Source organism: Micromonospora sp. NBC_00362 (genome assembly GCF_026342155.1).
GTDB lineage: Bacteria > Actinomycetota > Actinomycetes > Mycobacteriales > Micromonosporaceae > Micromonospora > Micromonospora hortensis.
Map to the genome: position 1 here is coordinate 4,554,164 of NZ_JAPENH010000001.1, position 25,950 is coordinate 4,580,113.

General features: G+C 68.9%; 24 protein-coding genes and 2 tRNA genes. 13 read left to right on the plus strand and 13 right to left on the minus strand.

Annotated elements, in window-relative coordinates; all coding sequences use genetic code 11:
- Positions 1–35: 35 nt before the first annotated feature.
- Positions 36–554 (plus strand): hypothetical protein, encoded by a 519-nt coding sequence (locus tag OG992_RS20945; RefSeq protein ID WP_266304095.1) that lies wholly within the window; start codon positions 36–38, stop codon positions 552–554.
- 183 nt (positions 555–737) lie between these two features.
- Here the strand turns inward: OG992_RS20945 and OG992_RS20950 are convergent, their stop codons facing one another.
- Positions 738–1,937: a DUF418 domain-containing protein gene (locus tag OG992_RS20950; protein WP_266304096.1), complete on the minus strand. Its 1,200-nt coding sequence runs from the start codon at positions 1,935–1,937 to the stop codon at positions 738–740.
- A 111-nt stretch (positions 1,938–2,048) separates the two neighbouring features.
- Between OG992_RS20950 and OG992_RS20955 the strand changes: the two genes are divergently transcribed.
- Together OG992_RS20955 and OG992_RS20960 are read left to right on the plus strand one after the other, a co-directional pair.
- Positions 2,049–2,807: a TetR/AcrR family transcriptional regulator C-terminal domain-containing protein gene (locus OG992_RS20955; RefSeq protein WP_266304097.1), complete on the plus strand. Its 759-nt coding sequence runs from the start codon at positions 2,049–2,051 to the stop codon at positions 2,805–2,807.
- A 432-nt stretch (positions 2,808–3,239) separates the two neighbouring features.
- Positions 3,240–3,578 carry a hypothetical protein gene (locus tag OG992_RS20960; protein WP_266304098.1) on the plus strand — a complete coding sequence of 113 codons (339 nt, stop codon included), beginning with the start codon at positions 3,240–3,242 and terminating at the stop codon, positions 3,576–3,578.
- Positions 3,579–4,625: 1,047 nt separating this feature from the next.
- Here the strand turns inward: OG992_RS20960 and OG992_RS20965 are convergent.
- The 6 genes from OG992_RS20965 to gyrB all read right to left on the minus strand — a co-directional run bounded on the left by OG992_RS20965 (position 4,626) and on the right by gyrB (position 10,654).
- Positions 4,626–4,698, minus strand: a tRNA-Ala gene (locus OG992_RS20965).
- 42 nt (positions 4,699–4,740) lie between these two features.
- Positions 4,741–4,869: a DLW-39 family protein gene (locus OG992_RS20970; RefSeq protein ID WP_209444550.1), complete on the minus strand. Its 129-nt coding sequence runs from the start codon at positions 4,867–4,869 to the stop codon at positions 4,741–4,743.
- Positions 4,870–4,911: 42 nt separating this feature from the next.
- Positions 4,912–4,985 (minus strand) — tRNA-Ile (locus tag OG992_RS20975).
- A gap of 150 nt (positions 4,986–5,135) precedes the next feature.
- A complete protein-coding gene (locus tag OG992_RS20980) occupies positions 5,136–6,050 on the minus strand; it encodes a DUF3566 domain-containing protein (protein WP_266304099.1) in 915 nt (304 codons plus the stop codon).
- Positions 6,051–6,054: 4 nt separating this feature from the next.
- The gene (gene gyrA, locus OG992_RS20985; RefSeq protein ID WP_238687641.1) at positions 6,055–8,577 is read right to left on the minus strand and encodes a DNA gyrase subunit A; all 2,523 of its coding nucleotides are present in this window, start codon (positions 8,575–8,577) and stop codon (positions 6,055–6,057) included.
- Positions 8,578–8,707: 130 nt separating this feature from the next.
- Positions 8,708–10,654 carry a DNA topoisomerase (ATP-hydrolyzing) subunit B gene (gyrB, locus tag OG992_RS20990; RefSeq protein ID WP_266304100.1) on the minus strand — a complete coding sequence of 649 codons (1,947 nt, stop codon included), beginning with the start codon at positions 10,652–10,654 and terminating at the stop codon, positions 8,708–8,710.
- Positions 10,655–11,176: 522 nt separating this feature from the next.
- Here gyrB and OG992_RS20995 point away from each other — a divergent pair.
- Positions 11,177–11,731 (plus strand): hypothetical protein, encoded by a 555-nt coding sequence (locus tag OG992_RS20995; RefSeq protein WP_210782112.1) that lies wholly within the window; start codon positions 11,177–11,179, stop codon positions 11,729–11,731.
- Here the strand turns inward: OG992_RS20995 and OG992_RS21000 are convergent.
- Positions 11,716–12,204 carry a MarR family winged helix-turn-helix transcriptional regulator gene (locus OG992_RS21000; RefSeq protein WP_238687639.1) on the minus strand — a complete coding sequence of 163 codons (489 nt, stop codon included), beginning with the start codon at positions 12,202–12,204 and terminating at the stop codon, positions 11,716–11,718. The two genes, OG992_RS20995 and OG992_RS21000, sit on opposite strands and share 16 nt — an antisense overlap.
- A 125-nt stretch (positions 12,205–12,329) precedes the next feature.
- On the opposite strand from OG992_RS21000, the gene OG992_RS21005 reads away from it, so the two are divergent.
- Positions 12,330–12,557, plus strand: coding sequence for a hypothetical protein (locus OG992_RS21005; RefSeq protein ID WP_091396532.1), 228 nt, complete (start codon positions 12,330–12,332; stop codon positions 12,555–12,557).
- Between the two features lie 9 nt (positions 12,558–12,566).
- Here the strand turns inward: OG992_RS21005 and OG992_RS21010 are convergent, their stop codons facing one another.
- From OG992_RS21010 to dnaA, 5 genes are all read right to left on the minus strand, one after another.
- A complete protein-coding gene (locus tag OG992_RS21010; protein WP_266304101.1) occupies positions 12,567–13,106 on the minus strand; it encodes a DUF721 domain-containing protein in 540 nt (179 codons plus the stop codon).
- 55 nt (positions 13,107–13,161) lie between these two features.
- On the minus strand, positions 13,162–14,295 hold the full coding sequence (recF, locus tag OG992_RS21015; RefSeq protein ID WP_266304102.1) for a DNA replication/repair protein RecF: 1,134 nt from the start codon (positions 14,293–14,295) through the stop codon (positions 13,162–13,164).
- Between the two features lie 16 nt (positions 14,296–14,311).
- Complete coding sequence (gnd, locus tag OG992_RS21020; RefSeq protein WP_266304103.1) at positions 14,312–15,184, minus strand: phosphogluconate dehydrogenase (NAD(+)-dependent, decarboxylating); 873 nt, start codon at positions 15,182–15,184, stop codon at positions 14,312–14,314.
- 40 nt (positions 15,185–15,224) lie between these two features.
- Positions 15,225–16,358 (minus strand): DNA polymerase III subunit beta, encoded by a 1,134-nt coding sequence (gene dnaN / locus OG992_RS21025; RefSeq protein WP_238687636.1) that lies wholly within the window; start codon positions 16,356–16,358, stop codon positions 15,225–15,227.
- 777 nt (positions 16,359–17,135) lie between these two features.
- Positions 17,136–18,965 (minus strand): chromosomal replication initiator protein DnaA, encoded by a 1,830-nt coding sequence (dnaA, locus tag OG992_RS21030; protein WP_266305244.1) that lies wholly within the window; start codon positions 18,963–18,965, stop codon positions 17,136–17,138.
- Between the two features lie 625 nt (positions 18,966–19,590).
- On the opposite strand from dnaA, the gene rpmH reads away from it, so the two are divergent.
- The 8 genes from rpmH (at position 19,591) to OG992_RS21070 (ending at position 25,780) form a co-directional block, all read left to right on the plus strand.
- Complete coding sequence (gene rpmH / locus OG992_RS21035; RefSeq protein ID WP_007453904.1) at positions 19,591–19,728, plus strand: 50S ribosomal protein L34; 138 nt, start codon at positions 19,591–19,593, stop codon at positions 19,726–19,728.
- Positions 19,729–19,762: 34 nt separating this feature from the next.
- Positions 19,763–20,179 carry a ribonuclease P protein component gene (gene rnpA / locus OG992_RS21040; RefSeq protein ID WP_238687635.1) on the plus strand — a complete coding sequence of 139 codons (417 nt, stop codon included), beginning with the start codon at positions 19,763–19,765 and terminating at the stop codon, positions 20,177–20,179.
- On the plus strand, positions 20,176–20,472 hold the full coding sequence (gene yidD / locus OG992_RS21045) for a membrane protein insertion efficiency factor YidD (protein ID WP_091396555.1): 297 nt from the start codon (positions 20,176–20,178) through the stop codon (positions 20,470–20,472). The genes rnpA and yidD overlap by 4 nt, the downstream gene beginning before the upstream one ends.
- Positions 20,473–20,474: 2 nt before the next feature.
- A complete protein-coding gene (gene yidC / locus OG992_RS21050) occupies positions 20,475–21,464 on the plus strand; it encodes a membrane protein insertase YidC (protein ID WP_266305245.1) in 990 nt (329 codons plus the stop codon).
- Positions 21,465–21,676: 212 nt separating this feature from the next.
- Positions 21,677–22,294: a R3H domain-containing nucleic acid-binding protein gene (locus OG992_RS21055; protein ID WP_091397533.1), complete on the plus strand. Its 618-nt coding sequence runs from the start codon at positions 21,677–21,679 to the stop codon at positions 22,292–22,294.
- A gap of 4 nt (positions 22,295–22,298) precedes the next feature.
- The gene (gene rsmG / locus OG992_RS21060) at positions 22,299–23,153 is read left to right on the plus strand and encodes a 16S rRNA (guanine(527)-N(7))-methyltransferase RsmG (protein ID WP_266304104.1); all 855 of its coding nucleotides are present in this window, start codon (positions 22,299–22,301) and stop codon (positions 23,151–23,153) included.
- A gap of 257 nt (positions 23,154–23,410) precedes the next feature.
- Positions 23,411–24,736, plus strand: coding sequence for an AAA family ATPase (locus OG992_RS21065; protein ID WP_323181903.1), 1,326 nt, complete (start codon positions 23,411–23,413; stop codon positions 24,734–24,736).
- Positions 24,737–24,763: 27 nt separating this feature from the next.
- A complete protein-coding gene (locus OG992_RS21070; RefSeq protein ID WP_266304105.1) occupies positions 24,764–25,780 on the plus strand; it encodes a ParB/RepB/Spo0J family partition protein in 1,017 nt (338 codons plus the stop codon).
- Positions 25,781–25,950: the final 170 nt, after the last annotated feature.

Consider the following 25,950-nt stretch of genomic DNA (forward strand, 5'->3'; position numbering starts at 1 on the left):
ACAACCTCATTGATTTCGATGGCTAACCTGACGCCATGCCGTCGTTCTTGGCCAACGGGACTCGTCCAAAGGTCTGGCCATCCCTTCCGCTGTCGCTGCTGCTGCCGTGCAGCTTGCTGATACTGATAGGCATCACCGATGACCGCCAGCCGCCCCCACCGGCCGGCGTACTGATGCCAGCGACGGTGGTCGCGGTGGAACCGGCCCACGGCGCCCAGGGCGCCTACGTGCAGGTACGTGTCGTCACCGCCGACGGACCGACCACCTGCGGTATCTACGCGCACTCGTTCCCCGACCGGCAGCTTCCGCCGCTGCACCAGCAACTGACCATCGACTACACCCCGGCCAGATGCATGCCGAAGCCAGTCAACACCGAGATGCCCCGAGGCGTGATCGTCGCCATGGGCGCCATTGGACTGGCGGCGTCGCTCTTCTGGCTTTGGGCCGGTCCCCGCTTCCGGCGGCTCAACCGCAGTTCCTCAGCGGCCGTGTCGAGGTCGTGCTCCTCGGTGGACCAGTCGATTCCGGCGGATCGCAGATCGGCGACCGCGTGACCGGTCATGGCAGCCGGAGCGGTGACCAGCACGTCGACACGGCAGTACAGGTGCAGGATGAAGGGTTCCGGCTGTTGGTCCACCGCTGAATCATGGCGAGCGCGGTGCCGGGTGAATAGCCGATTCCTCGGTGCCGGTGGGTCTACGACCCACCGGCACCGAGGCGCTTTCAGGCGGCAGCGATCACGCCCGGGGCCCGTAGGTCAGGCGGCGCAGGACGATCTCGGCGGGTCCGGGCTGCTTGCGCTTGTCGAGCTGGCGGGCGATCAGGACGGTGGCCAGCCAGACGGCCACCGCGATGAGCAGACCGGTCACCGTGGGGCTGCCGAACCGGTCGCCGAGGGCGAGCGTGAAGGGCGCAAGGAGAACGAGCCAGGCCACCGACTGGAACAGGTATCCCGACAGGGACCGCTGACCGAGGGCGGCGAGAGCGCCGACGACGGTGCCGGATCGGCTGACCCGCAGGGCTATCAGGCCGAAGACGGCCACGTAACCCGGTCCGGCGAACATGCCGCTCGCTCCGTGCAGCAGCATCATCAGGCTGGCGGCTGATTCGTCGACGTGCAGCCATCCGGCACCGACCAGGGCTGCCGGTAGGCCTCCGGCGACGGCGACGCCGAGACCGATGACTGCGGTCCAGGTGAGCAGGGCCCGGTGCCGAGCCGGCTCTTCGAGGATCCGGCGCCTGGCTGCCCACATGCCCAGCCAGGCGATCATGATGAAGGGCAGGACGGTCAGCGTGTGTGCCGGCCACTCGCCGAGGCGTTCCAGCATGGCCGCGACATAACCGGGCGCGGCGAGGGAGTCGACGTGGCCCGACGGCAGCGGCGCCGACCCACCCGACCCTCCGAGGATGCCGCTCACCACCATGGCGCCGATGGCCAGCACCTCGACCGCCGACAGCGCCCAGAGCACCAGCGCTATGCGGTGGAACCTGTCGCTGCGGCGCAGCAGCAACACTGTCATCAGGATCCCGACGATCCCGTACGCGCCGAGGAAGTCCCCGTAGTACAGCAACGCGGCGTGCACGAAGCCGAACACGACGAGCCAGAAGTTGCGGCGCAACAGCACGGAGCGGACCTGCCTCGGGGTGGCTCCGGAGGTGTCCTGGCGGCGGGCGAGCTGGACCAGCCCGTAGCCGAACATCACGGCGAAGACCGGATAGCCGCGCGCATGGACGAGTTCGAAGAGCAGAAAGTTGAGGCCGCGGTCAACGCCTTCCGGCGTGGCGTCGAGGCCGGGCTCCCCGGCGAAGACGACTCCGGCGACGTTGGCCAGCGCGATGATCAGCAGCATCGCTCCCCGGGCCAGGTCCGGCGCGAGGGCACGCTCGGCGCGCAGCACCGGCCCTCTCGAAGTCCGCGGTGCGGTGTCAATGCTCATGGACGTCCCTCCCCGTAACTCAACTATAGTTTGAGGGAGAAAGTATCAGTCGTACACTAATGCTGTCTGTCATGATGTGGACGTAACCTTCCGGGGCGAACGTGGGAGCCCATGACCAGCGACGATTTCGTTCCGGCGCCACTGCGCCGGCTGTGGGGGATGTCGGAGTCGTCGCGCCTCGGACGGCCCCCGTCCCTCGACGTCAACGTGGTCGTCGCCGCTGCGGTGAAGATCGCCGACCGGGACGGGCTCGACGGCGTGACGCTTCCCAAGGTCGCCACGAGCCTCGGCTTCACGAGCATGTCGCTCTACCGGCACGTCGGCTCCAAGGACGAACTGCTCACCCTCATGGCCGACGCCGCCTTGGGCCCACCGCCGAACATCGACGCCCCCGAGTGGCGGGGAGGGCTGCGCCGTTGGGCCTTCGCGCACCGCGCGGTGCTTCAGCGTCGGCCGTGGTTGACGCGCGTGCCCGTGGCCGGACCGCCCTCCGGGCCGCACCAGATCGCCTGGATGGAGGCCGCGCTGGCGATTATGTCCGACACCCTCCTCGACTGGGCGCACAAGATCGGCGCGATGTCACTGATCAGCGGCTACGTGGTTCAGTCGGTGCGGCAACACAGCGAACTCGCCGACGGCAGGGCTGAAGGCCAGGGCCAGGCCGACGCCGAACGCGACTACGGCCGGGCGCTGGCGCGACTCGTCAACCCCGACCGCTTCCCCGAGACAGCCCGGCTGTTCGCCTCGACACTGTTCGAGGCGCCGCCGTCCGACACTCCCGACGAGGCGATTGCCGACGCGGACTTCTCACTCGGGCTGGAGTTGATCCTCGACGGCGTCGCCGTCCGCGTCGCGCGCTCCGACCCCTGAGTACGGATGGCTGTACTTACCTGCCTTTGGTTTGGCGTGCACGGCGCTGAGGTACTTCGATGTATCACAGCGCCGCAGGGAAGGGACGGAACTCTCATGCCGAGGATCACCGTCAGTCGCGCCCTGGACGCTAGTGGCCTTGTGCGCCGTATGAAGATTGAGATTGATGGGCAGGTCGTGGCACGCCTGAAGCGTGGAGCCGTCCAGAGCGTCGACGTAGCGACAGGCCGGCATGTGGTACGGGCTCATCTGGACTGGCAGAGCAGTGCGCCTGTTGCCTTGCAAAGATCATGCGGCATGTCGGCGGGCGTCGACTGCTGCTGCTGACCTGCTCGGCCTGTCGGCTACCGCCGCTTCTCGCTCCCTTCGGTCGGCCGGCTTGGCTGTACGGTTGGCTGTACAGCCGTCGTCCCCGCTTCTCATACTCGACCGGTGACTGCTGCGGATCTTCCAGCCCGGTTCAGGCCGGTCATCGAGCAGGTGGTCGAACGGATTGCCGCCGGCGATTTCGCCGGCCTGGCGCGGGACTACTCGCGGTCGGGCCAAGACCTGGGCCTGTGGGCCCGCGAGCACCCCGCGACGTTCATCCCAATGCCGCCTGAGGCGTGGCACCACGTCGACGCCTACTTCCTTGCTGACCACGGCGTTTGGAAGGTCGATGTCGACCTGTGGTCTCAGGAGGAAGGGCGGAGCGACATGACCTTGCAGGTGAAGGTCTGGGAAGAGGCCGACGCGATCAAGCTGGCCATTGATGACCTGCACACTCTCTAGTAACGGCCACCCTCACCGCACCGCCAGTTAGGAAGGACGAAGATCATGGCCGACAAGGACCTGGTGGGCCAGATCAATGCGCGATGTGCTTGACCGTTCGTGCCCCCTGGTGACCGGCGGGGGTACCGGCTATTGGCACGTTGATGGCACGCCGCATCGAATGAATCCCGCCTGCCGGTACGGTGACGCTTCACGGATCGCGCCCTTACCGTCGTAGCCTCGCCGTTCAGGGGGTAACGCGCATGCGAAGGACTAGCCGCATGGTGTGGTGGCCGCTCAGCATCTGCCTGATGGTGACGCCGGCTGCCTGTACGTCCTCAAAAGGGTCCAGCCAGGGTGAGGCCCGATCACCGGCACCAACTGCATCTCTGAGGGCTGACCCCAGCGCGTCCCCGTCAACCGACGGGAGCGCTAGGCAGGAGTCATGCACTGTATCGGGCTTTCCGCTACAGGAACCGCCGACAGATTATCGGCTCGTGGGAGAGGATGTCGCGGTACCTGACCGGACGGTGCTTCAAGCAGAGGAATCGGGGGAAGCGGATCCGGCAGCCCGGCTGTTCGCCAAATGGGGATTGGTCGTACGCGGCGGCGCAGTGGTTGATCTTCGGGTGGCACCTGGCTGGGAGGACAGGGCACGTCTCGGATGGGGCTCTTCAGTGGTGCCAGCCGTGAGCGCCCATGTGCGTGCCTGCACACCTGTCGATGACCAACCTCAGTGGCTGGCCTTTGTCGGCGGCACGTGGGTTGCGCGGGCAACCTGCCTACCGCTGACAATTCGGTCGCGGGGGCAGACGGCACAAGTGCAGCTGGGTATCGGTGTCCCATGCGACGGCTCTGACACGCCGAGTTCCTAGTACTCCAACTGTGGACTATCGGGGAAAGTACTGATCCGGATGACGGCCGACACCTACGGCCACGTTCTGCCGGCGCGGGCTCGTCAGGCTGCCTCGGCCATTGACCGGATTCTCGGCCAGGAGGGGACGGCGTGACCGGCTTGGCTGTACGGATGGCTGTACTCGGACCGAGATCAACCGAGGAAAGTGCTCGTGGAGCCCAGGGGACTCGAACCCCTAACCCCTGCCTTGCAAAGGCAGTGCTCTGCCAGTTGAGCTAGGGCCCCGCGGGTGGCCTCGGCGACGATCGCGCGTCGCCGGGCCGAGCGTCAGCGCAGGTCGGGCGCGGTGGTCGCCTCGTGCCACAGGGCACGCTCGTCGTTCGACGCCTTGATCTTGTTGAACACGACGGCGGCCACACCGACGACGCCAGCCAGAATCAGCAGCTTCTTGAACATGGGGCGACCCCTCGCGCTCGACTACCGTCGGACGACATGCGGTGGGGCTAGATGGAATCGAACCATCGACCTCAGAGTTATCAGCTCTGCGCTCTAACCGACTGAGCTATAGCCCCGCGTTGCGACGAGCAAGATTAACCCATCCGCTCCGCCGGCCCCAAATCGGGGTCCAGCTTGCGAGCCAGGCCCGTCGCCGCCTGCAAAACCTACCCGAGTACGGGACGCCGGAGCGACCGCTTTCCGCGGTGCCCCGGCGTCCCGGTCACTCAGTCCCGCTCGGCGAGGGTCAGCTCGATCCCGCCGACCAGGTCGGCGCAAACGTTGTAGACGAACGCGCCAAGGGTGGCCAGCGCGGTGAACAGCACCACGTTGACCAGGCCGATCAGCGCCGAGCTGAGGATCACGCCCTTGGCGGTGATCTGGAAGCCGCTGGTGCTCTGCCCACCGCCGGCGTTGACCAGATCACTCAGGCTGTCGTTGACGCTCTGGAACACACCCATCGCGTCCAGCGCCAGGTAGAGCACCGAGGTGGCGACCACCACGACGATGAAGAGCACCACCGACACCGCGAATGCGAACTTCATCACGGACCAGGGGTCGATCCGCTTGAGGTTCAGCCGGGCCCGACGCGGTCCGCGGGAGGCGGCCGAGCTGACCGACGTACGCGCGGCACGCACCGCGTCACCGACGCGGGCTGCGCCGACGGCGGACGCGTTGCCGATTCCCGGTGGCAGGCCACCACCGCTGGCCGGGCGGCCGGCAGCGGCGGCCGTACGCGTCGCGTCCGGCTGCGGCTGGGTCATCCCGGGTGTGATCCGCGGCTGGGTGCCGGTGGACCCGGTTGACGCCGCCTGACCGGGCCGGAGACCGATTGGCTGGGTGGTCGCCGGACGTGCCGAGGGTGCCGCCGCCGGACCAGGAGGACTGGCGGCGGCCGACGTCGGCGCCTCGGCGCTGGGCGTCTCGGTCTTGTCGCTGGACTCGCCATCTTCGCCCGGCTGCTCCGGCGGGGGTGTCATACCTGGAGCCCTGGTGAACTTCGGGGCAGGCGCGTCGGCGGGGACCGTCGCCCGGCCCACGGCCGCGCGGCCGGTCGCTGGTGTGCCGCCCTTGGCGGCCTCCTCGTCGACCGGTTTGGCCGAGGTCCCCGAGTTCCCCGACTTCGCCTGTGTCTCCGTCATTCAACTAGTCCTGTTCGTCAGGCTCGTCGGCATTGCGAGCAATCGCCACGATAGTCACGCCGTCCGGGAGGTCCATCAGCTTGACCCCCATTGTGTTCCGGTCACGCGTACGCCGTACAGGCTTCACCGGAGTCCGAATGACACCACCGTTGCTGGTGATCGCGAACAGCTCGTCGTCCGGATCGATCACCACCGCGCCAACCAGACCACCGCGCCGTTCGGTGATCTTTGCAGTCAACACGCCCTTACCTCCCCGGCCCTGCACCGGGTATTCCTCGATCGGGGTTCGCTTCGCGTATCCCCCGTTCGTGGCCACCAGAACGTCCAAACCATCCCGCACGACTTCCATGGCGAGCAGGACGTCGTCGTCCGTGAAGCGCATGCCGATCACGCCCGACGTGGCCCGGCCCATCGGCCGCAACGCCTCGTCCGAGGCGTTGAACCGGATCGCCTGCGCCTTCTTCGAGACCAGCAGCAGGTCGTTCTCCGGCGCAACCAGCGCAGCACCGACCAGCTCGTCCTCATCGCGCAGGTTGATCGCGATGATGCCGCCGGAACGGTTGGAGTCGAACTCCTCGAGCCGCGTCTTCTTCACCAGGCCGTTCTTCGTGGCCAGTACCAGATAGGGGGCTACCTGGTAGTTCGGGATCTCAATGATCTGCGCGATCTGCTCGTCGGGTAGGAAGGCGAGCAGATTGGCCACGTGTTGGCCCTTGGCTACCCTACTGGCCTCCGGCAACTCGTACGCCTTGGCCCGGTAGACGCGGCCCTTGTTCGTCAAGAACAAGATCCAGTCGTGGGTTGAGCAGACGAAGAAGTGGCTGACGATGTCGTCCTGCCGCAGCGTGGCGCCGCTGACGCCCTTACCGCCGCGCCGCTGGGAGCGGTACAGATCGACCTTGGTCCGCTTGGCGTACCCGGTGCGGGTGATCGTGACGACCACGTCCTCGCGGGCGATGAGGTCCTCCATCGAGACCTCGCCGTCGAACGGGATGATCTGCGTCCGCCGGTCGTCGCCCCACTTGGTGACGATCTCGCCCAGCTCCTCCGAGACGATCTTCCGCTGCCGCTCGGGCTTGGCGAGGATGTCCTTGAGGTCGGCGATCTCGATCTCGAGCTTCGCCAGGTCGTCGATGATCCGCTGCCGCTCCAGGGCGGCGAGCCGGCGCAGCTGCATGTCCAGGATCGCGGTCGCCTGGATCTCGTCGATCTCCAGCAGCCGGATCAGGCCCTGCCGGGCGTCGTCCACCGTCGGAGAGCGCCGGATCAGGGCGATCACCTCGTCCAGCGCGTCCAGCGCCTTGCCCAGGCCGCGCAGGATGTGTGCCCGCTCCTCGGCCTTGCGCAGCCGGTACGCGGTCCGCCGGCGGATCACGTCGATCTGGTGCTCGACGTAGTAGCGCAGGAACTGGGCCAGGTTGAGCGTGCGCGGCACCCCGTCGACCAGGGCCAGCATGTTAGCGCCGAAGGTCTCCTGGAGCTGGGTGTGCTTGTAGAGGTTGTTCAGCACGACCTTCGCGACCGCGTCGCGCTTGAGCACCAGGACGATCCGCATGCCGGTACGACCGGAGGACTCGTCGCGGATGTCGGCGATCCCGGCGAGCTTGCCCTCCTTGATCAGCTCGGCGATCCGCTCGGCGAGGTTGTCCGGGTTGACCTGGTAGGGCAGCTCGCTGACGACCAGGCAGGGGCGGCCCCGCTTGTCCTCCTCGACCTCCACCACGGCGCGCATCCGGATCGAGCCGCGACCGGTGCGGTACGCGTCCTGGATCGCTGTGGTGCCGACGATCAGGCCGTGGGTCGGGAAGTCAGGGCCCTTGACGATGCCGAGCAGGGCTTCGAGGGTGGTTTCCTCGTCCTCCTCCGGGTGCTCCAGGCACCACTGCACCGCCGCGCCGATCTCCCGCAGGTTGTGCGGCGGAATCTTGGTGGCCATGCCGACCGCGATGCCCTCGGAGCCGTTCACCAGGAGGTTGGGGATCCGCGACGGCAGGATGGTGGGCTCCTTGGCCCGGCCGTCGTAGTTGTCCTGCAGGTCGACGGTGTCCTCGTCGATGTCCCGCAGCATCTCCATGGCGAGGGGGTCGAGCTTGCACTCGGTGTATCGCATGGCGGCGGCCGGGTCGTTACCCGGCGAGCCGAAGTTGCCGTTGCCGTCGACCAGCGGGTAGCGCAGCGACCAGGACTGCGCCATCCGGACCAGCGCGTCGTAGATCGCCGAGTCGCCGTGCGGGTGGAACTGACCCATCACGTCACCGACGACGCGGGAGCACTTCACGTAGCCGCGGTCCGGACGGTAGCCGGAGTCGAACATCGCGTAGAGGATCTTGCGGTGGACCGGCTTGAGGCCGTCCCGGACGTCCGGCAGCGCGCGACCGACGATGACACTCATCGCGTAGTCGAGGTAGGAGCGCTGCATCTCCACCTCGAGCCCGACCGGTTCGATCCGGTCGTGCGCGACCACCGCGGCGATGGCCTCGGCGGGAACCTCGGGCTCGTTCGGTGTGGACTCGGGAGAATCGGTCACTGTATACCCTTATCAGACTCAGAGTCGTTTTCGTGCTGTGGATAACGGCTGTGGATACCGGCCAAGCTGTGGATAACTCTGTGGACCGCCGGATCGGCCGGGCACCGCCCGGCCGATCCGCAGCAGTCCGTCAGATGTCCAGGAACCGCACGTCCTTGGCGTTGCGCTGAATGAACGACCGGCGCGCCTCGACGTCCTCACCCATCAGCACACTGAACAACTCGTCGGCGGTCGCCGCGTCGTCGAGAGTGACCTGACGCAGGGTACGCGTCGCCGGGTTCATTGTGGTTTCCCACAGCTCGGGATAGTTCATCTCGCCGAGGCCCTTGAAGCGCTGAATGTCGTCCGGCTTGGCGTTCGGCTTCTTCTGCTGCCGCAGCGCGATCAGACCGTCCCGCTCGCGGTCGGAGTACGCGTACTGGGCGTCGTCGCCCTTCTTGTTCCACTTGATCTTGTAGAGCGGCGGGGCGGCCAGGTAGACGTTGCCCATCTCGACAAGCGGACGCATGAAGCGGAACAGCAGGGTGAGCAGCAGCGTCTGGATGTGCTGGCCGTCGACGTCCGCGTCGGCCATCAGCACCACCTTGTGGTACCGCAGCTTCTCCATGTCGAAGTCGTCGTGGATGCCGGTGCCCAGCGCGGTGATCAGCGCCTGGACCTCGTTGTTCTTCAGCACCCGGTCGATCCGGGCCTTCTCCACGTTGAGGATCTTGCCGCGGATCGGCAGGATCGCCTGGGTCCGCGGGTCGCGACCCTGCTTGGCCGAGCCGCCGGCCGAGTCACCCTCGACGATGAACACCTCGGACTCGCGGGGGTCGGTCGACTGGCAGTCGGCCAGCTTGCCCGGCATCGAGCCAGACTCCAGCAGCGACTTGCGCCGGGCCAGCTTGCGCGCCTGCTGCGCGGCAATCCGGGCGCGGGCCGCCTGGGACGCCTTCGTGATGATCATCTTGGCCTCGGCCGGGTTGCGGTCGAACCAGTCGACAAGCCGGTCGTTGCAGACCCGCTGCACGAAGCTCTTCACCGGGGTGTTGCCCAGCTTGGTCTTGGTCTGGCCCTCGAACTGCGGATTGGCCAGCTTGACCGAGATGATCGCCGCGAGCCCTTCGCGGATGTCCTCGCCGGAGAGCTTCTCGTCGCCCTTGAGGAGCTTCTTGTCGGTGCCGTACCGGTTCACAACGCTGGTCAGCGCGGACCGGAAGCCCTCCTCGTGGGTGCCGCCCTCGTGGGTGTTGATCGTGTTGGCGAAGGTGTAGACCGACTCGCCGTACGACTCGTTCCACTGCATGGCGATCTCGAGGGACATGCCCTCCTCTTCGGCCTCGAACTCGACCACCGTCTTGTGGATCGGGCTCTTCGAGGCGTTGAGGTGCCGGACGAAGTCCGCGATGCCGCCCTCGTAGTAGAAGGTGACCTCGCGCTGCCGGCCGTCCTCCTCCTCGGCCACCCGCTCGTCGAGCAGGTGGATGCGCAGGGCGCGGTTGAGGAAGGCCATCTCCTGCAGGCGCCGGTAGATGGTCTGGAAGTCGAAGTCGACGGTCTCGAAGACGTCGGGGTCGGGCCAGAAGGAGACCGCCGAGCCGGTGCGGTCGGTGGTCTCGCCCTTCTCCAGCGGGCTCGGCTTGGAGTTGGTGTAGTGCTGCCGCCACACGTTGCCGGACTTGTGGATCTCGACGAACATCTTGGTGGAGAGCGCGTTCACCACTGAGACACCGACGCCGTGCAGACCGCCGGAGACCGCGTACGCCTTGCCGTCGAACTTGCCACCCGCGTGCAGGATGGTCAACGCGACCTCGACACCGGGCTTCTTGAGCTTCGGGTGGAGGTCGACGGGGAAACCACGGCCGTTGTCGGTGACCCGGACGCCGCCGTCGGCGAGCAGCACCACGTCGATGGTGTCGCAGTATCCGGCCAGCGCCTCGTCGACCGCGTTGTCGACGACCTCCCAGACGAGGTGGTGCAGACCGCGCTCGCCGGTGGACCCGATGTACATACCGGGCCGCTTGCGAACCGCCTCCAGCCCCTCGAGAACGGTGATCGACTCTGCGCCGTACTCCTGCTTGTCCTGCGCTGCCACCCTCGGCCACTTTCTCGCGTCAGCCGCGCCGGTAGGGCGCGTCGGGCGCGGGTTCGGCGGACAGGACGCGACGTCGGCGCGCGGACCGGCACCGGAGAACTCCGGACAGCGGGTCGAACGCGCCGGTCGCCGCGGTTGCCCGCGGATCGCGATCGGCTCGACCCGACGTGGAGAATGAATCTGGGGCCACCGGCCCCGTCCCACTCCCGCACCGGGTCTTCGTCTCGCTGTCAATCCTACTGTGCGTGGGGGACAGAACCACCACTCGGCACCCTCAGCGAGGCGGCTGAGAAGTCCATAGCCGGCAGAACCACGCCGCCCACGACTCCCCCCACACGCCAGGCCCTCATCGCACGCGCCGCCCCGGAACGGGTTGACCCGCTGTCGGGCGGGTCGGGGGTCGCGGCCGAAGCGTCAGTGCCGTACGTTTGCGGCGCCCCGGAACCAGCCTTGATCTTTACCGGTTGGAACCGGGACGATCGACCCGATCGACCCGACACGTGCTCTTTTAAGAGGTGACAGATGGGGCTGGACAACGTCGCGGTGCACTGGCCGCGGACCGGCCGCTTCTACGATCCGGTCGCGCCGGCCGAGTTCGTCGACTTCGGCGAGATCGTCGACCTGCCGCGCATCTCCGCGCCGACCGCGGCGCTGGCCGAGTTGATCGCGAAGACCGGCACCATCCGGGCGACCGCGTACACCGAGCTGGTGGATCTGCTTCTCGGCCTCGAAGGTGTGTTGTACGCCACAGACGCCGCAGCCGAGGACGAGGATCCGGTGATCGACCCGGACGGCTGCTCCTGGATCGCGAGCGGCATCGAACGGTTCGTGGCCGCGCACCGCGCGACCGGCGAGGCGGTCACCTTCGAGTCGGTGAGCATCGTGCTGCGCTCCCTGCTCGGCGACGGTCGGTTGGCCGAGCAGCAACTGCGCTGGCTGGAGAGCCGGCTCGACGCGCTGCGCGACGAGCGCGGTGACCCGCCGCAGTGGAACTTCACCTGCGCCGAGCTGGGCGTGCTGGCCGCGTTCTACAGGCGCTGCGCCGAGCGCGGGTTCGCCGTCTACGCCGACGCCTGAGGCGCGGCGTCAGTCTCCGAGGGGGCCGGTCGGTTGGCGGCCGAGATCAGCTGCGTGAGCACCGCGTGCAGGTGTTGCAGGTCCTCGACGGGCAGCCCGAGTCGCTGCACGATCGCGGCCGGGATCAGCTCGGCCTGACTCCGCAGCGCGGCACCGCTGGCGGTGAGGGTGACGGCGAGGCTGCGCTCGTCGCTCGGATCGCGTTCCCGGCGCAGGTAGCCGGCCGCCTCCAGCCGCTTGAGCAGGGGTGACAGCGTGCCCGGGTCGAGCTGGAGCAGGCGACTGAGATCGCGACCGGACAACGGCGCGTGCTGCCAGAGCGCCAACATCACCAGGTACTGCGGGTGGGTGAGCCCCATCGGCTCCAGCAGTGGCCGGTAGACGGCCACCACGCTGCGCGCGGCGACCGAGAGGGCGAAGCAGACCTGCTGTTCCAGGGCCAGCGGGTCGACGCCGTCCGGTCGTTCGCTCATCGGTTGCCCTCTCTCCGCACGGTGACTATCGTACCGATCATTGGTACACCAACCATTGGTGCCCCAAAGGTCTGCTCGGGCGACGGGCGAGAACCGGCGAGGCGACGCGGGGAAGAGGGCGGCAGATGAGCGAGGACGGCGCGATCACCAGGGCCCCGGGCGAGGGCGGCCGACTGATGCGCTGGGCCTTCCGGCACCTCGCCGGCCCAGCCGAGGGCGTGCAGGGCGCGGTGCAGGGCGGCTCGGCCGAGGCCCGCGAGGCGTGGAAACGTGACCTGGCCGAGCGCAAGCGCTTCACCAGGGAACAGCGGGAACGCAAGCGGGCAGCCCGCGAGGCCGACCGGCGCGGCTGAACGGCCGGCTCAGCCGTACGTGTCGCGCGGACCCCGGCCGCGCACCCGGCGCGGGCCCTTCCCCCAGGAGGGCGCGGCCGGGCCGTGGATGTGCAACTTGCGGACCACGTTGTGCCCGACCTCGCTGGCGATCTGCTTGAGCAGCGAGCCCGCGAGCAGTCGCAACTGGGTGGCCCAGGCGGTCGAGCGCGCCTCCACCGTCAGCTCGCCGTTCTCCAACTTCACCGGGCGGCTGTTCTGCGCGACCTCCGCGCCGACGACCCGCTCCCAGGCGCCGAACACGGTGGCCTCGGCCGCTGGCTGCTGCCAGCCGCGCGCCTTCACCAGCCGGTTCAGCACGGCGCTGAGCGGCTGCGGATCGCGCGGATCGGGGCCGGGGCCGGAGTAACCGCGCAACCGCCGCCCCGAGCCGCCGGCAGCGTCGCCGCTGCCGGGAGCACGCCGGGCGCGGGCCGCCGCCTGCCGTCGGGACAGCGCGGCGTCGAGCACCGCCCGGGCCAGCTCCGGCCCGCTGGCGGCCGCCGCCGGCTCACCGCCCGCCGACTCCAACTTAGGAGTACGCGCAGCCGGGGCATCGCCCGCCGCTGGCCGATCGGTGCCTGGCTTATCCGACACGGCGTACCGTCCCTTCGCCGACCTGGTAGCGGGTGCCGCGCAGGGCGGCCGGCACGTCGTCGTCCACCGCGCAGGTGACCAGCAGCTGACTCGCCCCGCCGACCAACTCCGCCAACCGATCCCGGCGGCCGGTGTCCAACTCCGCGAAGACGTCGTCGAGCACCAGCACCGGCTCGATGCCGTCGGCGCGCAACAGGTCGTACCCGGCCAGCCGCAACGCGAGGGCGAACGACCACGACTCGCCGTGGCTGGCGTACCCCTTGGCGGGCAGTGGACCAAGGCTCAGCGCCAACTCGTCGCGGTGTGGGCCGACCAGTGTGGTGCCCCGCTCGATCTCGGCGGAGCGGGACGCGGCCAGGGCCGCCGTCAGCGCCTCGGCCAGCGCGGCCCGATCGGTGGTCGGCTCGGCCAGCTCGATCGAGGGCCGGTAGGTGATGCCCGCCGCACCCCGACCGGCGGCCACCGCGTCGTACGCCTTGGCAACGTGCGGGGTGAGCGCGGCCACCAGCTCCAGACGGCCGGCGAGCAGCTCCGCACCGTGCTGGGCCAGGTGGGTGTCCCACACCGCGAGGGTGCCGAGGTCGCCACCCCTGGAGCCACCGGTCTTGCGGGCCAGGTACGCGGTGCGCAGCAGGGCGTTGCGCTGTTTGACGACCCGCTCGTAGTCGGCCCGCACGCCCGCGAACCGGGGCTGCCGGTTGACCAGCAGGTCGTCCAGGTAGCGGCGGCGCTCGGCCGGATCGCCCCGGACCAGCTCAAGATCTTCCGGGGCGAAGAGCACCAGCCGGAGCGCCCCGAGCACGTCTCGGGCCCGCCGTGCCGGTGAGCGGCCCAGTCGGGCCCGGTTGGCCTTGCCGGGCACGATCTCCAGCTCGACAAGGAGTTCGCGGCCGTTGTGCACCACCGCGCAGCGGATGACAGCGGACGTGGCGCCCATCCGGACCAGAGGCGCGTCGGTGGCGACCCGGTGCGAGTCCAGGGTCGCCACGTAGCCCAGCGCCTCGACGAGGTTTGTCTTGCCGACGCCGTTGGCACCGATCAGGACGTTCGCTCCCGGCTGGAGGTCGACGGCGACCCGCTCGTACGAGCGGAAGTCAACAAGTTCCAGCCGGTGAACGTACACAGGTTGTGGATACCGCTCAGCGCTTGTGGACGGCGTGGCCACCGAACTGCTGACGCAGCGCGGAGACGGCCTTCATGGCGGGCGAGTCGTCCTGCCGCGAGGCGAACCGGGCGAACAACGAAGCGGTGATGACGTTCAGCGGCACCGCCAGCCGGACCGCCTCGTCGACGGTCCACCGTCCCTCGCCGGTGTCCTCCGTGTAGCCGCTCAGATCGGCCAGCTCCGGGTCCTCGTCGAGCGCCCGGTCCAGCAGGTCGAGCAGCCAGGAACGGACGACGGTGCCCTCCCGCCAGGACTTGATGACGCCCGGCACGTTGGTCACCAGCTCCGAGGCTGCCATCAGCTCGTAGCCCTCGGCGTAGGCGTGCATCAGGCCGTACTCGATGCCGTTGTGCACCATCTTCGAGTAGTGCCCTGCACCGACGGGGCCGGCGTGCACGAAGCCGAACTCACCCTCCGGCTTGAGCGCGTTGAAGATCGGCATCAGGCGGTCCACGTGCTCCTGGGCGCCGCCGACCATCAGCCCGTAGCCGTTCTGCCGGCCCCAAACGCCGCCGGAGACCCCGACGTCCATGTAGCCGATGCCCCGCTGGTTGAGTCGCTCCGCGCGGGGCGCGTCGTCGCTGAAACGCGAGTTGCCGCCGTCGATGATGATGTCGCCCTCGCCGAGCACCTCGGCGAGCTCGTCGATCGTGGCGTCGGTGACACCGGCGGGCACCATGACCCAGACCGCGCGCGGCGACTCAAGCTTCTCTGCCAGGCCCGCGATGGTCGTGACGTCGCTGATCTGCGCGTTGTGGTCTAAGCCGACCACCTCGTGCCCGGCCGAACGCAACCGCTCCCGCATGTTGCCGCCCATACGGCCGAGTCCTACCAGGCCGAGCTGCATGTGTTTCTACCTCCGTGGATCTGGGTGTTGCTGGGCGCGATCAGCGCGAGACGCGGATCGGCATGATGAGGTACCGGTACCCCGGAATGACCTCGCCATCCTCACCAGCGGGAGAGATCACCGCGGGCTTGAAGGCGTCGACGAACGAGAGCACGGCCGTCTGAGCGCCCAGGTTTGCCAGACCGTCGATGAGGTACTGCGGGTTGAAGCCGATGGTCAGTGCTTCACCGGTGAAGGTGGCCTCCATCGCCTCGCTGGCCCGTGCCTCCTCGGAACCGCCGGCCTCGACCACGAGACCGTCGGCGCTGAAGCTGAGCAGCACCGGGGTGGTCCGTTCGGCGACCAGCGCGACCCGCTTGACCACCTCGATCAGCGTGCTGACCGGCACCCGGGCCGCGGCGTTGTGCGTGGCCGGGAAGAGCGACCGCACCGGCGGGTAGTTGGCGCCGTCGAGCAGCCGGCTGGTGGTACGTCGGGTGCCGCCGGCGAGGCCGACCATGCCCTCGCCCGCAGCGCCCTGGGCGAGGGCGAGGGTGACCTCGCCGCCCAGCGGGCCGAGGGCCTTGGCGGTGTCGTTCAGGGTGCGGGCGGGCACCAGGGCGTTGATGCTCACCTCGGGGTCGTCCGGCCGCCACTGGATCTCGCGCAGCGCCAACCGGTAACGGTCGGTGGCGAGCATCGACAGGGTGTCGCCCGACAGCTCGACGCGGACACCGGTCATCATCGGCAACGTCTCGTCGCGACCGGCGGCGATGGCCACCTGGGCCACAGCGGTGGCGAACGCCGCGGCGTCGACGGTGCCGGCGCTCTGCGGCATCTCGGGCAGCGCGGGGTAGTCCTCCACCGGCATGGTGGGCAGGGTGAACCGGGCGCTGCCGCAGACCAGCTCGAGGTGCGCGCCGACCGCGGCGATGTCGACAGGCTTGGCCGGCAGCGCCTTGGTGATCTCGGCGAGCAGACGGCCGGAGACGAGCGCGGCGCCGTCGGCGTCGCCCTGCACCTCGACTGTCACCTGGCTGGAGACCTCGTAGTCGAACCCGGAGACCCGCAGGTTGCCGTCGGTGACGCGGAGCATCACCCCGGCGAGCACCGGTACGGATGGCCGGTTGGGCAGGCTCTTCGCGGTCCACGCCACAGCCTCGGCGAGCGCGTCGCGCTCCACTCGGAACTTCATCAATGCCTCCGCGTCGACGTCAGCGACAACTCTCTCATGCCGACCGCTGCCTACCGTCCCGCCCGACCGTGCGGGTACCCATCGCACCTTAGGGCGCGGGGACATCGGCTGTGCGCCCGACCCCATGGATCGTGTCGATGCTGACCGGCTGATCCGACAGCGTTCGGCCCGATCCACAGAAAGCCCAACGGTGATGATTGGTTTTTGTTCTCTTAGAAGAGATAACTCATCGTCTTCATCGCACCTGTGCAAACTGTGGAAAACCGAGGTCTGCGCAGGTCAGACAGGTTATCCACCGGTGATTTAGCTGTGGAGAACCGGGGGTACAACCCGCTCGCGTGTCCACAGCCCGCCGACGACGGCCGGTTGTCCACCGTTGTCCACCGGTTGTCCACCGGTAATCCACCGACTTTCTCCCCAAGCCTGTGGATCGCGGGGAAGATCACCATTGCCGTCATCCCCAGAACCTTCAACAGCTCGTACACAGGTTGATGATGATCGGTGGATAACCTGACCGTCGTCCCCAGGCGTCCACAGCCTCGTACACAGGGTTTCTCCACAGCCTGTGGGTAACTGGCGGAGGACGGACCGTAGTTATCCACCGACGGTGGACAACGAGCTGTGGACAACGAGTGGGGATCGAGGCGGTCACGGCCTCAATGCTGTGGTCTACACCATGTCGAGAGTCCAGCGGACCGACCCAAAAAGAACGCCCGACCGGAGACCCGGTCGGGCGTGTCCTGCGGCTGTGCGCCGCCGCGAGGGCGGTCGTACGCCTCAGCTGTTCTGTTTGATGCGGTTGGTCAGCTCGGCGATCTGGTTGTACAGCGAGCGGCGCTCCGCCATCTGCTGACGAATCTTGCGGTCGGCGTGCATCACTGTGGTGTGGTCCCGACCGCCGAACGCCTGCCCGATCCGGGGCAGCGACAGCTCGGTCAACTCCCGACACAGGTACATGGCCACCTGGCGGGCGTTTACCAGTACGCGGGACCTGGACTGACCACGCAGGTCCTCCAGGCTCACACCGAAGTAGTCAGCGGTCGAGGCCATGATCTGGTCAGCGTTAATCTCCGGACCGGCGCCGTCGGGCATGAAGTCCCGAAGCACCTCCTCGGCCAGCGACAGCTCGACGGTCGACCGGGTCAGGCTGGCGAACGCTGTCACCCGGATCAGCGCGCCCTCCAACTCCCGGATCGAGTTCGACACCCGGGAGGCGATGAACTCCAACACGTCCGGCGGGGCGTACATCCGCTCCTGCGCCGCCTTCTTCTGCAGGATCGCGATCCGGGTCTCCAGATCCGGCGGCTGGATGTCGGCCAGCAGCCCCCACTCGAACCGGGTTCGCATCCGGTCCTCGAGGGTCGCGAGCTGGCGCGGCGACCGGTCAGAGGTGATCACGATCTGCTTGTTGGCGTTGTGCAGCGTGTTGAAGGTGTGGAAGAACTCCTCCTGGGTGCGCTCGCGGTTCTCCAGGAACTGGATGTCGTCGATCAACAGGATGTCGACGTCGCGGTAGCGCCGCTGGAACGCGCTGGTCTTGTCGTCCCGGAGCGAGTTGATGAAGTCGTTCGTGAATTCCTCGGTGGACACGTACCGGACCGAGCGGGCGTTGCCGAGCGTCGTGGCGTAGTGCCCGATGGCGTGCAACAGGTGCGTCTTGCCCAACCCGGAGTGCCCGTAGATGAACAGCGGGTTGTACGCCTTGGCCGGCGACTCCGCCACCGCCACGCTCGCCGCGTGGGCGAAGCGGTTGGACGAGCCGATGACGAACGTCTCAAACATGTACTTCGGGTTGAGCCGGTTGCCGCCGGTGTCGGCACCTGGCAACCGACGGTCGTCGCGGCCACCGGTCCGATGGTCCACGGCGCTGCGACCCGGACCGCTGTCCGTTCCGCTGTCCCGGGGCAGCGAGCGGATCACGTGCTGGTCGCGCGGTGATGCCGAGTCGTCCCGGTAGCGGGGCTCGTACGGCCGGGTGTCGGGGCCGGACTGATCCAGGCGGGCGGCCTGCTCGTCGTAGCCGCGCCGGTCCGGGCCCGGCCGGGAGGGCCGCAGGGGCTCCGCGAAGGCAGCGCTGAACAACGCCTCCTGCCCGTCCCTGCTGGCGGGAATCAACCCCGCGCGATGCCCCTCCACGGGCGGCGCGGGCGGCGGACCCGCCGGCGCGGGCGGCGGACCCGGATCGGGGGTACGCGGCGCGGCCGACTGCTCAGGGATCATCGCGTCGGCCGACGGCCGAGCGCCCTGGTCGTCGTGGAACGGTGCGATGCCGGGACCGTCGATGTCGAGTTGCCCGGTCTCCGGGGCGCTGCGATAGACGGTGCCGGCCGGGCGGCCGGTGGCGTCCTCGGCCACCCGAACGGTGACCGCGACCTGGATCGGTCGGCCCAGCCGGCGGGTGAGCGCCTCGGTGATCGCCGGGCGCAGCCGTGACTCGATCACGTCGCGTGTGAACGCGTCCGGAACGGAGAGCAGTGCGGTGTCCTCGACGATCGCTCGCAGCCGGGTCAGTCGGAGATAGGCACGCTGCTGGGCGGAGATGATCTCGTCGGCGAGCTCGTCGGTCGCCGCTAACCACACTGCGGCAAGGTCGGTCGTACCGGCCACCGTCGTGCCACCCCCTCGCTTCTGCTCCCGGCCGCCGCTGTCTGCCAGCCGGCCGTCCCGGGCCCGCCGCGTTCGCGGGTGGAACAACACCCACCCGGACGGTCGACCGGTGGTCATCCACAAGTTATCCACAGCCTGTGTACCGACCGATTGTGGCCGCCGCCGGTCGCGGGTGGGACCTGCCCCTGCCTGATCGGGCGCTGAAGCGGGTTCACCGTGCCGAACGATTCACTGCCATGTCCGGTCTTGCCTGCGCGACGACCGGAGCTTCCGACGCTCACCGCAATCGGGCACGGTAACAGCGTTGTCCCTGCGCCATCAACCGGCGACGCGGCAGCGCCCTTGTCGGCATCAGTGAAAACCGCCCTTCGGCCTCGGGCGCGTCCCGTTCTCCCCTGCTCGGGGTGTTTGACGGTCATTGCCCCCCTGCGTAGGCTGGAACGGCTGCTTTCTCGCCCTCTGCTAGGGTGATGGGTGCTTGCTGTCCGCGGTCGCATCCCCGCATCGCCGAGGTCCCGCTCCGCCGGGCAGCACCGATCGTGGGCCACCGTCGAGGTGGCCTGGACCACCACACGACCCCGGCGATCCCGTCGCGCGGGGCGCGTACGAAAACGGAGAGCCTGACGTGAGCAAGCGCACCTACCAGCCGAACAACCGCCGGCGCGCGAAGACCCACGGCTTCCGGCTGCGCATGCGCACCCGTGCCGGCCGTGCCATCCTGTCGAGCCGTCGCGCCAAGGGTCGCACCACCCTGTCGGCCTGAGCCGACCGGGCCGGTCCAGGGGACGTGGGCAGTCGTGCTGGCCGCCGCACAGCGACTGCGGCGCAGCACTGACTTCGCCGCAGCGGTTCGCGGTGGCCGACGCGCCGGACGTGGCGCCGTCGTGGTCCACCTGACCGTGCCGGTGACCGTCGACCCCAGCACACCGACCTTGCCGGAGCCGGTACGGGACAACAGTGCGGAGCAGTCGTCCGTGCCGTCCCGTGCCGGCTTCGTCGTGTCCAAGGCTGTCGGCAACGCGGTGATCCGTAACCGGGTCCGGCGCCGACTGCGGGCGCTGGTCCGGGAACGGCTGACCGACCTGCCCGCCGGCAGCACCCTGGTCGTCCGGGCGCTCCCCGCCGCGGCGCAGGCGTCGTACCCTCGGCTCGCCGCCGACCTGGACGCCGCCATCGCGGTCGCCCGGTCGCCGCGCGAACGGCGGTCCCGATGAGCGGCACCGAGCAGAGCAGCCCCCGGCCGTCGACAACAGGTGCCAAGGTGCTGATCGCGCCCATCATCGCGTACCGTCGGTGGATAAGTCCGGCACTGCCGGCTCGCTGTCGGTTCTACCCGTCGTGCAGTGCGTACGCCCAGGAGGCGGTCGTTCGGCATGGCGCGCTCCGGGGAGCCGTGCTGGCGGCCCGGCGGTTGTTGCGCTGCCACCCCTTTCACCCTGGTGGATATGACCCGGTGCCGGAGCCGGGCGGCCGCCGTCGTGCTGATGTGACTGGAGCCCCGAATTGAGTCTGAGTCTCGACTGGATCTACTACGCGATTTCGTGGATCCTGCTGACCTGGCACTCTGCCTGGGACGCCATCGGGGTGCCCGTCGGTGCGGTGATCGGCACCAACTTCGCCTGGATCCTGTCCATCATCTTCCTGGTGGTCACCGTCCGGGTGATCCTGTTCCCGGTCTTCGTCAAGCAGATCAAGTCGCAGCGGGCGATGCAGGCGCTCCAGCCCAAGGTCAAGGAGCTTCAGGAGAAGCACAAGGGTGACCGGGAGACGCTCCAGAAAGAAATGATGGAGCTGTACAAGAAGGAGAAGGCCAACCCGCTTATGGGTTGCCTTCCGATGTTCCTTCAGATCCCGGTCTTCCTGGGCCTCTTCCACGTGTTGCGCCGGCTCGACCCGGACAAGAATGCCAAGACCCTGTACGGCTGGACCGCCGACCAGTTCGAGAGCGCCTCGCAGGCGAAGCTCTTCACCGCCCCGATCGCCGGTAAGTTCGGCTCCACTGCCGACGAGCTGGCCAGCCTCGGCGCCAACGGCACCACCGTGAAGATCATTGCTGGTGTCCTGGTCCTGGTCATGATCGCCACCACCTACCTGACCAGCCGTCAGATGATCCTCAAGACCGGCTGGGCCGAGGACCCGCAGCAGCGGATGATCCAGCGACTGATGCTCTACGGCATCCCCGCGTCGCTGCTGATCTCCGGCGCGATCTTCCCGATCGGCGTCATCATCTACTGGGTCACCAACAACCTCTTCACCCTCGGCCAGCAGCAGTGGGTGCTGCGGAAGTTCCCGCCGCCGGTGACCGCCAAGAAGGCCGTCGCGCCCGCCGCCAGTCGCAACCCGGTGCAGCCCGCCAAGTCCGGTGGTCTGTTCGGTCGCAGCAAGGCCGCCCCGCCCGCGCCGGTCAAGGCGACCGCGCCCAAGGTTGCCGGGCCGAAGCCGGGCGCCAAGCCGGCGAACAACCCGAAGAAGAGCCGCCCCGCCAAGCGGCAGGGCTGACCTGGGAGGGCCGCCGCCGGTGATCCGGCGGCGGTCCGCTCCGCACCGCGCAGCCGCCGTACGGCCGGCGCCGGGCGGAACCGACCGCGCACCGCGCGGCCACGGGCGACACTGCCCGTACAGACGTGCCTGTGGGCACCGGCGACCTCCAGCCGGCCCCGGGAAACCAGTCGGACCCGACGGTCCGGCCGAGCGAGTACGGAGATGAGACCGTGACCGAGACCAGCATCCCCCGCGCCGAGCAGTCCCTGGACGAGGAGGAGACCGCCACGCTCGCGGTGGACGGCGACGATACCGAAGCCGATGACACCGAGGCGGACGACGACACCGACACCGCCGCTGGCACCCGGGTGAAGAAGGCTGTGGGCGAGGGCGACCTGTTCCGGCAGAGCGAGATCGCCGCCGACTACGTCGAGGGACTGCTCGACATCCTCGACTACGACGGCGACATCGACGAGCTGGTCGCTGCCGGCCGTCCGATGGTCGAGGTGGTCGGCGAGCGGCTGCAGAACCTCGTCGGTCAGCGCGGGGCCACCCTGGAGGCGCTCCAGGAACTGACCCGCCTTGCCGTCTTCCGGCAGACCGGTACGCCGAGCCGTCTGCTGCTCGACGTCGGTGGCTACCGGGCGAACCGCCGTAAGGAACTCGCCGCGGTCGCCAAGAACGCCGTCGAGAAGGTCAAGGAGTACGGCGAGCCGGTCCGCCTGGAGGCGATGTCCGCGTTCGAGCGCAAGTGCGTGCACGACGTCGTCAACGCCATGTCCGGCGTGGCGAGCGAGTCCGAGGGTGTGGAGCCGAACCGGCGCATCGTCGTACGGCCGGCGGACTGACCGGGTGACCCACGACGACATCACGGCCGACGCCGTGTCCGGCCCGGGCGGCACGCCGCCCGGGCCGTCCGCTGTCCGCCCCGCCACCGTCGACGGCGACGCCGAATCGGCCGGGCCGGACACCGCCCCGTCACCGGCCGACGCGGCGTTGCCGCCCGAGCTGGCTCCGGCCGCGCTGACCCTCTTCGGTGACCGTCTCGACCTGGCCGCCGCGTACGCCGAACTGCTGGCCACCGACGGGGTGGTCCGCGGCCTGATCGGTCCCCGGGAGGCACCCCGCATCTGGGATCGGCACCTGCTCAACTGCGCTGCGGTCGCGGAGCGGATCCCGTCCGGCGCGACGGTGCTCGACGTCGGCTCTGGTGCCGGTCTGCCGGGTCTCGTCCTGGCCATCGCCCGCCCCGACCTCACTGTCACCCTGATCGAGCCGCTGGCCCGGCGGACGTCGTTCCTGATCGAGGTCGTCGAGCGACTCGGCCTGGCCAAGTCGGTACGGGTGTTCCGCGGCCGGGCCGACGAGGCGGCCAGCGGGTCGAGCGGCCGGGAGCCGATCAGCGGAGACGTGGTGACCGCGCGCGCGGTCGCACCCCTGGATCGGCTTGCGGGCTGGAGCCTGCCACTGGCGGTTCGCGGTGGTCGGTTGCTGGCGCTCAAGGGCTCGTCCGCCGCCGCCGAGATCGAGGAGCACGCCGAGGTGGTGGCGCGACTCGGCGGTGGGGAGCCGGCCGTGCAGCTCTGCGGGGTCGGGGTGATCGATCCGCCCACCACTGTCGTGGAGATCGTGCGCGAGCGGATGGTCGGCCCGGCCCGGCCGTCGGCCAAGAAGCGCGCCCGGGGTGGACGCTCCCGCCGAGGTTGAGACTTCGCGCCATCGGGCTTCCGGCCGGTGGGTTGCCTCGTTGTACCGGTACGGATGGACGAGGGGATGAGAACCCGACGTGGACCGGCCGCGCCCGTCCGCCGTAGGCTGACCGCGCGTCGATAGTGTGGAGCGGGTGACGGACGTCGCGGGTCTCCGACCGCTCCCGCGGGCCGTACGCTCCGGGTTGCGGGGCGTGGATGCGGCCAAGTTGACCGGGGCGCGGACCGACCATCCGAAGCGGGCAGGGATGACAGGTGCATGACGACGGCAGGTACGACGATCCACGCGTGACCGGGTCGACCAGCGATCCCGTTTCACGTGAAACCGACTACCCGAGCTGGTCGCCCGGCGCGACCGGGCCATCGACCCGACCTACCGACAGTGACCCACCGGCACCGCTCGACCCGTCGTCGGGTGCCGGGCAGCCGGAGGGCTCGGCCGTTTCAGAACCGGCGAGTGGTCGTCGGACGCCGGAGGCGTCGAGTCGACCGCTCAACGCCGCCGAGGTGCGGTCGACCTCGGGTCGCCGCAACACCGCGGCGGCGGTTCGCTTCGAGCCAGCAGTCCCGCACCAACCCACTGCGGCGGCCGTTCGGGACGCCGCGCCGGTGGTCGCCGACGCTCCGGTCGCTTCGACCGAGTCGTTGGCCGCCGTGGCGACCGATCCCACGTACGTTTCACGTGAAACCCCGACGCGCGAAGAGGATGACCCACCGTTGGCTATGGAGGCGATGCGCGCCGTGCAGATCCTGAATCCCAGTGGCGAGGTGACCATGCCTCGGCCGGACCGGACCCGGGTCATGTGCGTCGCCAACCAGAAGGGTGGCGTGGGTAAGACCACCACCACCGTCAACCTTGCTGTGGCGCTCGCCCTGCACGGCAACCGGGTGCTCGTGGTCGACCTCGACCCGCAGGGCAACGCGTCGACCGGGCTCAACGTCCCACACCACACCGGAATCCCCGACGTGTACGACTGCCTGATCAACAGCGTGCCGCTGGCCGAGGTGGCACAGGCGGTCGAGGGCATCCCCAACCTCTGGTGCGTACCCGCGACCATCGACCTGGCCGGTGCGGAGATCGAGCTGGTGTCGGTGGTGGCCCGGGAGTCGCGCCTCGACCGGGCGATCGCCGCCTACCCGGGCGAGTTCGACTACGTCTTCATCGACTGCCCGCCCTCGCTCGGCCTGCTCACGGTCAACGCTCTGGTTGCCGCGCAGGAGGTGCTGATCCCGATCCAGTGCGAGTACTACGCGCTGGAAGGGCTCAACCAGCTGATCAACAACATCAACCTGGTACGCCAGCACCTCAACCCGAAGCTCGACGTCTCCACCATCCTGCTGACCATGTACGACCGTCGCACCCGGTTGGCCGACGCCGTCGAGCAGGACGTCCGGAACCACTTCGGCGACAAGGTTCTCCAGGCGGTCATCCCCCGCAACGTCCGGGTCTCCGAGGCGCCGAGCTACGGCCAGTCGGTGATGACCTACGATCCCGGTTCGCGGGGTGCCACGAGTTACTTCGAGGCCGCCCAGGAGATCGCCGAGCGGGGCGTCAAGGAGCCGGTGGGCCGGAATGCGTAGTGCGGACGAGTTGCTGGGAGGCGTGGCATGAAGAACCGTCCTCGGGGCGGTCTGGGTAGGGGCCTGGGGGCGCTGATCCCGACCGGGCCGGCGCCGGCTGCCGCTGGCACCGCGACGGCCGAACCGGAGAACGAGCACCTGGACGACGCGGGCACCGTCGCCGTCGACACGGTGCCGGCCGGAGCGCCTGCCCACGAGCCGGAGCCCGTGCTGAGCCCGGTGCCCGGTGCTCGATTCGCCGAGATCCCGGTCGACGCGATCATGCCCAACCCGAAGCAGCCCCGCCAGGTCTTCGATGAGGAGGCGCTTGAGGAGCTGAAGACCTCGATCCAGGAGGTCGGCTTCCTCCAGCCCATCGTCGTGCGGCAGCTCGACGACGAGAAGTACGAACTGGTGATGGGCGAGCGGCGCTGGCGGGCCGCCCAGGCGGTGGGGCGGGAGAGCATTCCGGCGATCGTCCGGGACACCCGCGACGATGCGATGCTCCGCGACGCCCTACTCGAGAACATCCACCGGGCGAACCTGAACCCGCTGGAAGAGGCTGCCGCCTACCAGCAGCTGCTGGAGGAGTTCGGGGCAACCCACGAGGAGTTGGCCCGCAGGATCGGCCGGAGCCGCCCGCAGATCTCCAACACGATCCGACTGCTGAACCTGCCCGCACAGGTGCAGCGCCGGGTTGCCGCCGGCATCCTGTCGGCGGGGCACGCCCGCGCCCTCCTGAGCCTCGACGAGGCGGAGGCGCAGGAACAGCTGGCCCTGCGGATCGTGGCCGAGGGACTGTCGGTTCGGGCGACCGAGGAGATCGTCGCCTTGGCACTCAACGACGGCCCGGCGAAGGGTCAGGCCGCGAAGCGGCGACCCAAGGCACACGCGCCGGCCCTGACCGATCTCGCCGACCGGCTGTCCGACCGGTTCGACACCCGCGTGAAGGTGGACATCGGCCGGAGCAAGGGCAAGATCACCATCGAGTTCGCGACGGTGGACGACCTTGAGCGGATCGTCGGGATCATCGGAGTGCAACAGGAGGAGGGCGGGGAGGACTGATCCCGCCCGTTCGCCTACGGCCGCGCTACCCCACCGGGGGCGCGGCCGTTCTGCATCCCAGGGTCGTCGCCGTTTCACGTGAAACACAGGACGGACCTGATGCCGAGGTCGGGATGATCCATGGACCGGGCGGAGCGGACGCAACGGTGGGGCAGGCGCGGTGGCGGGTG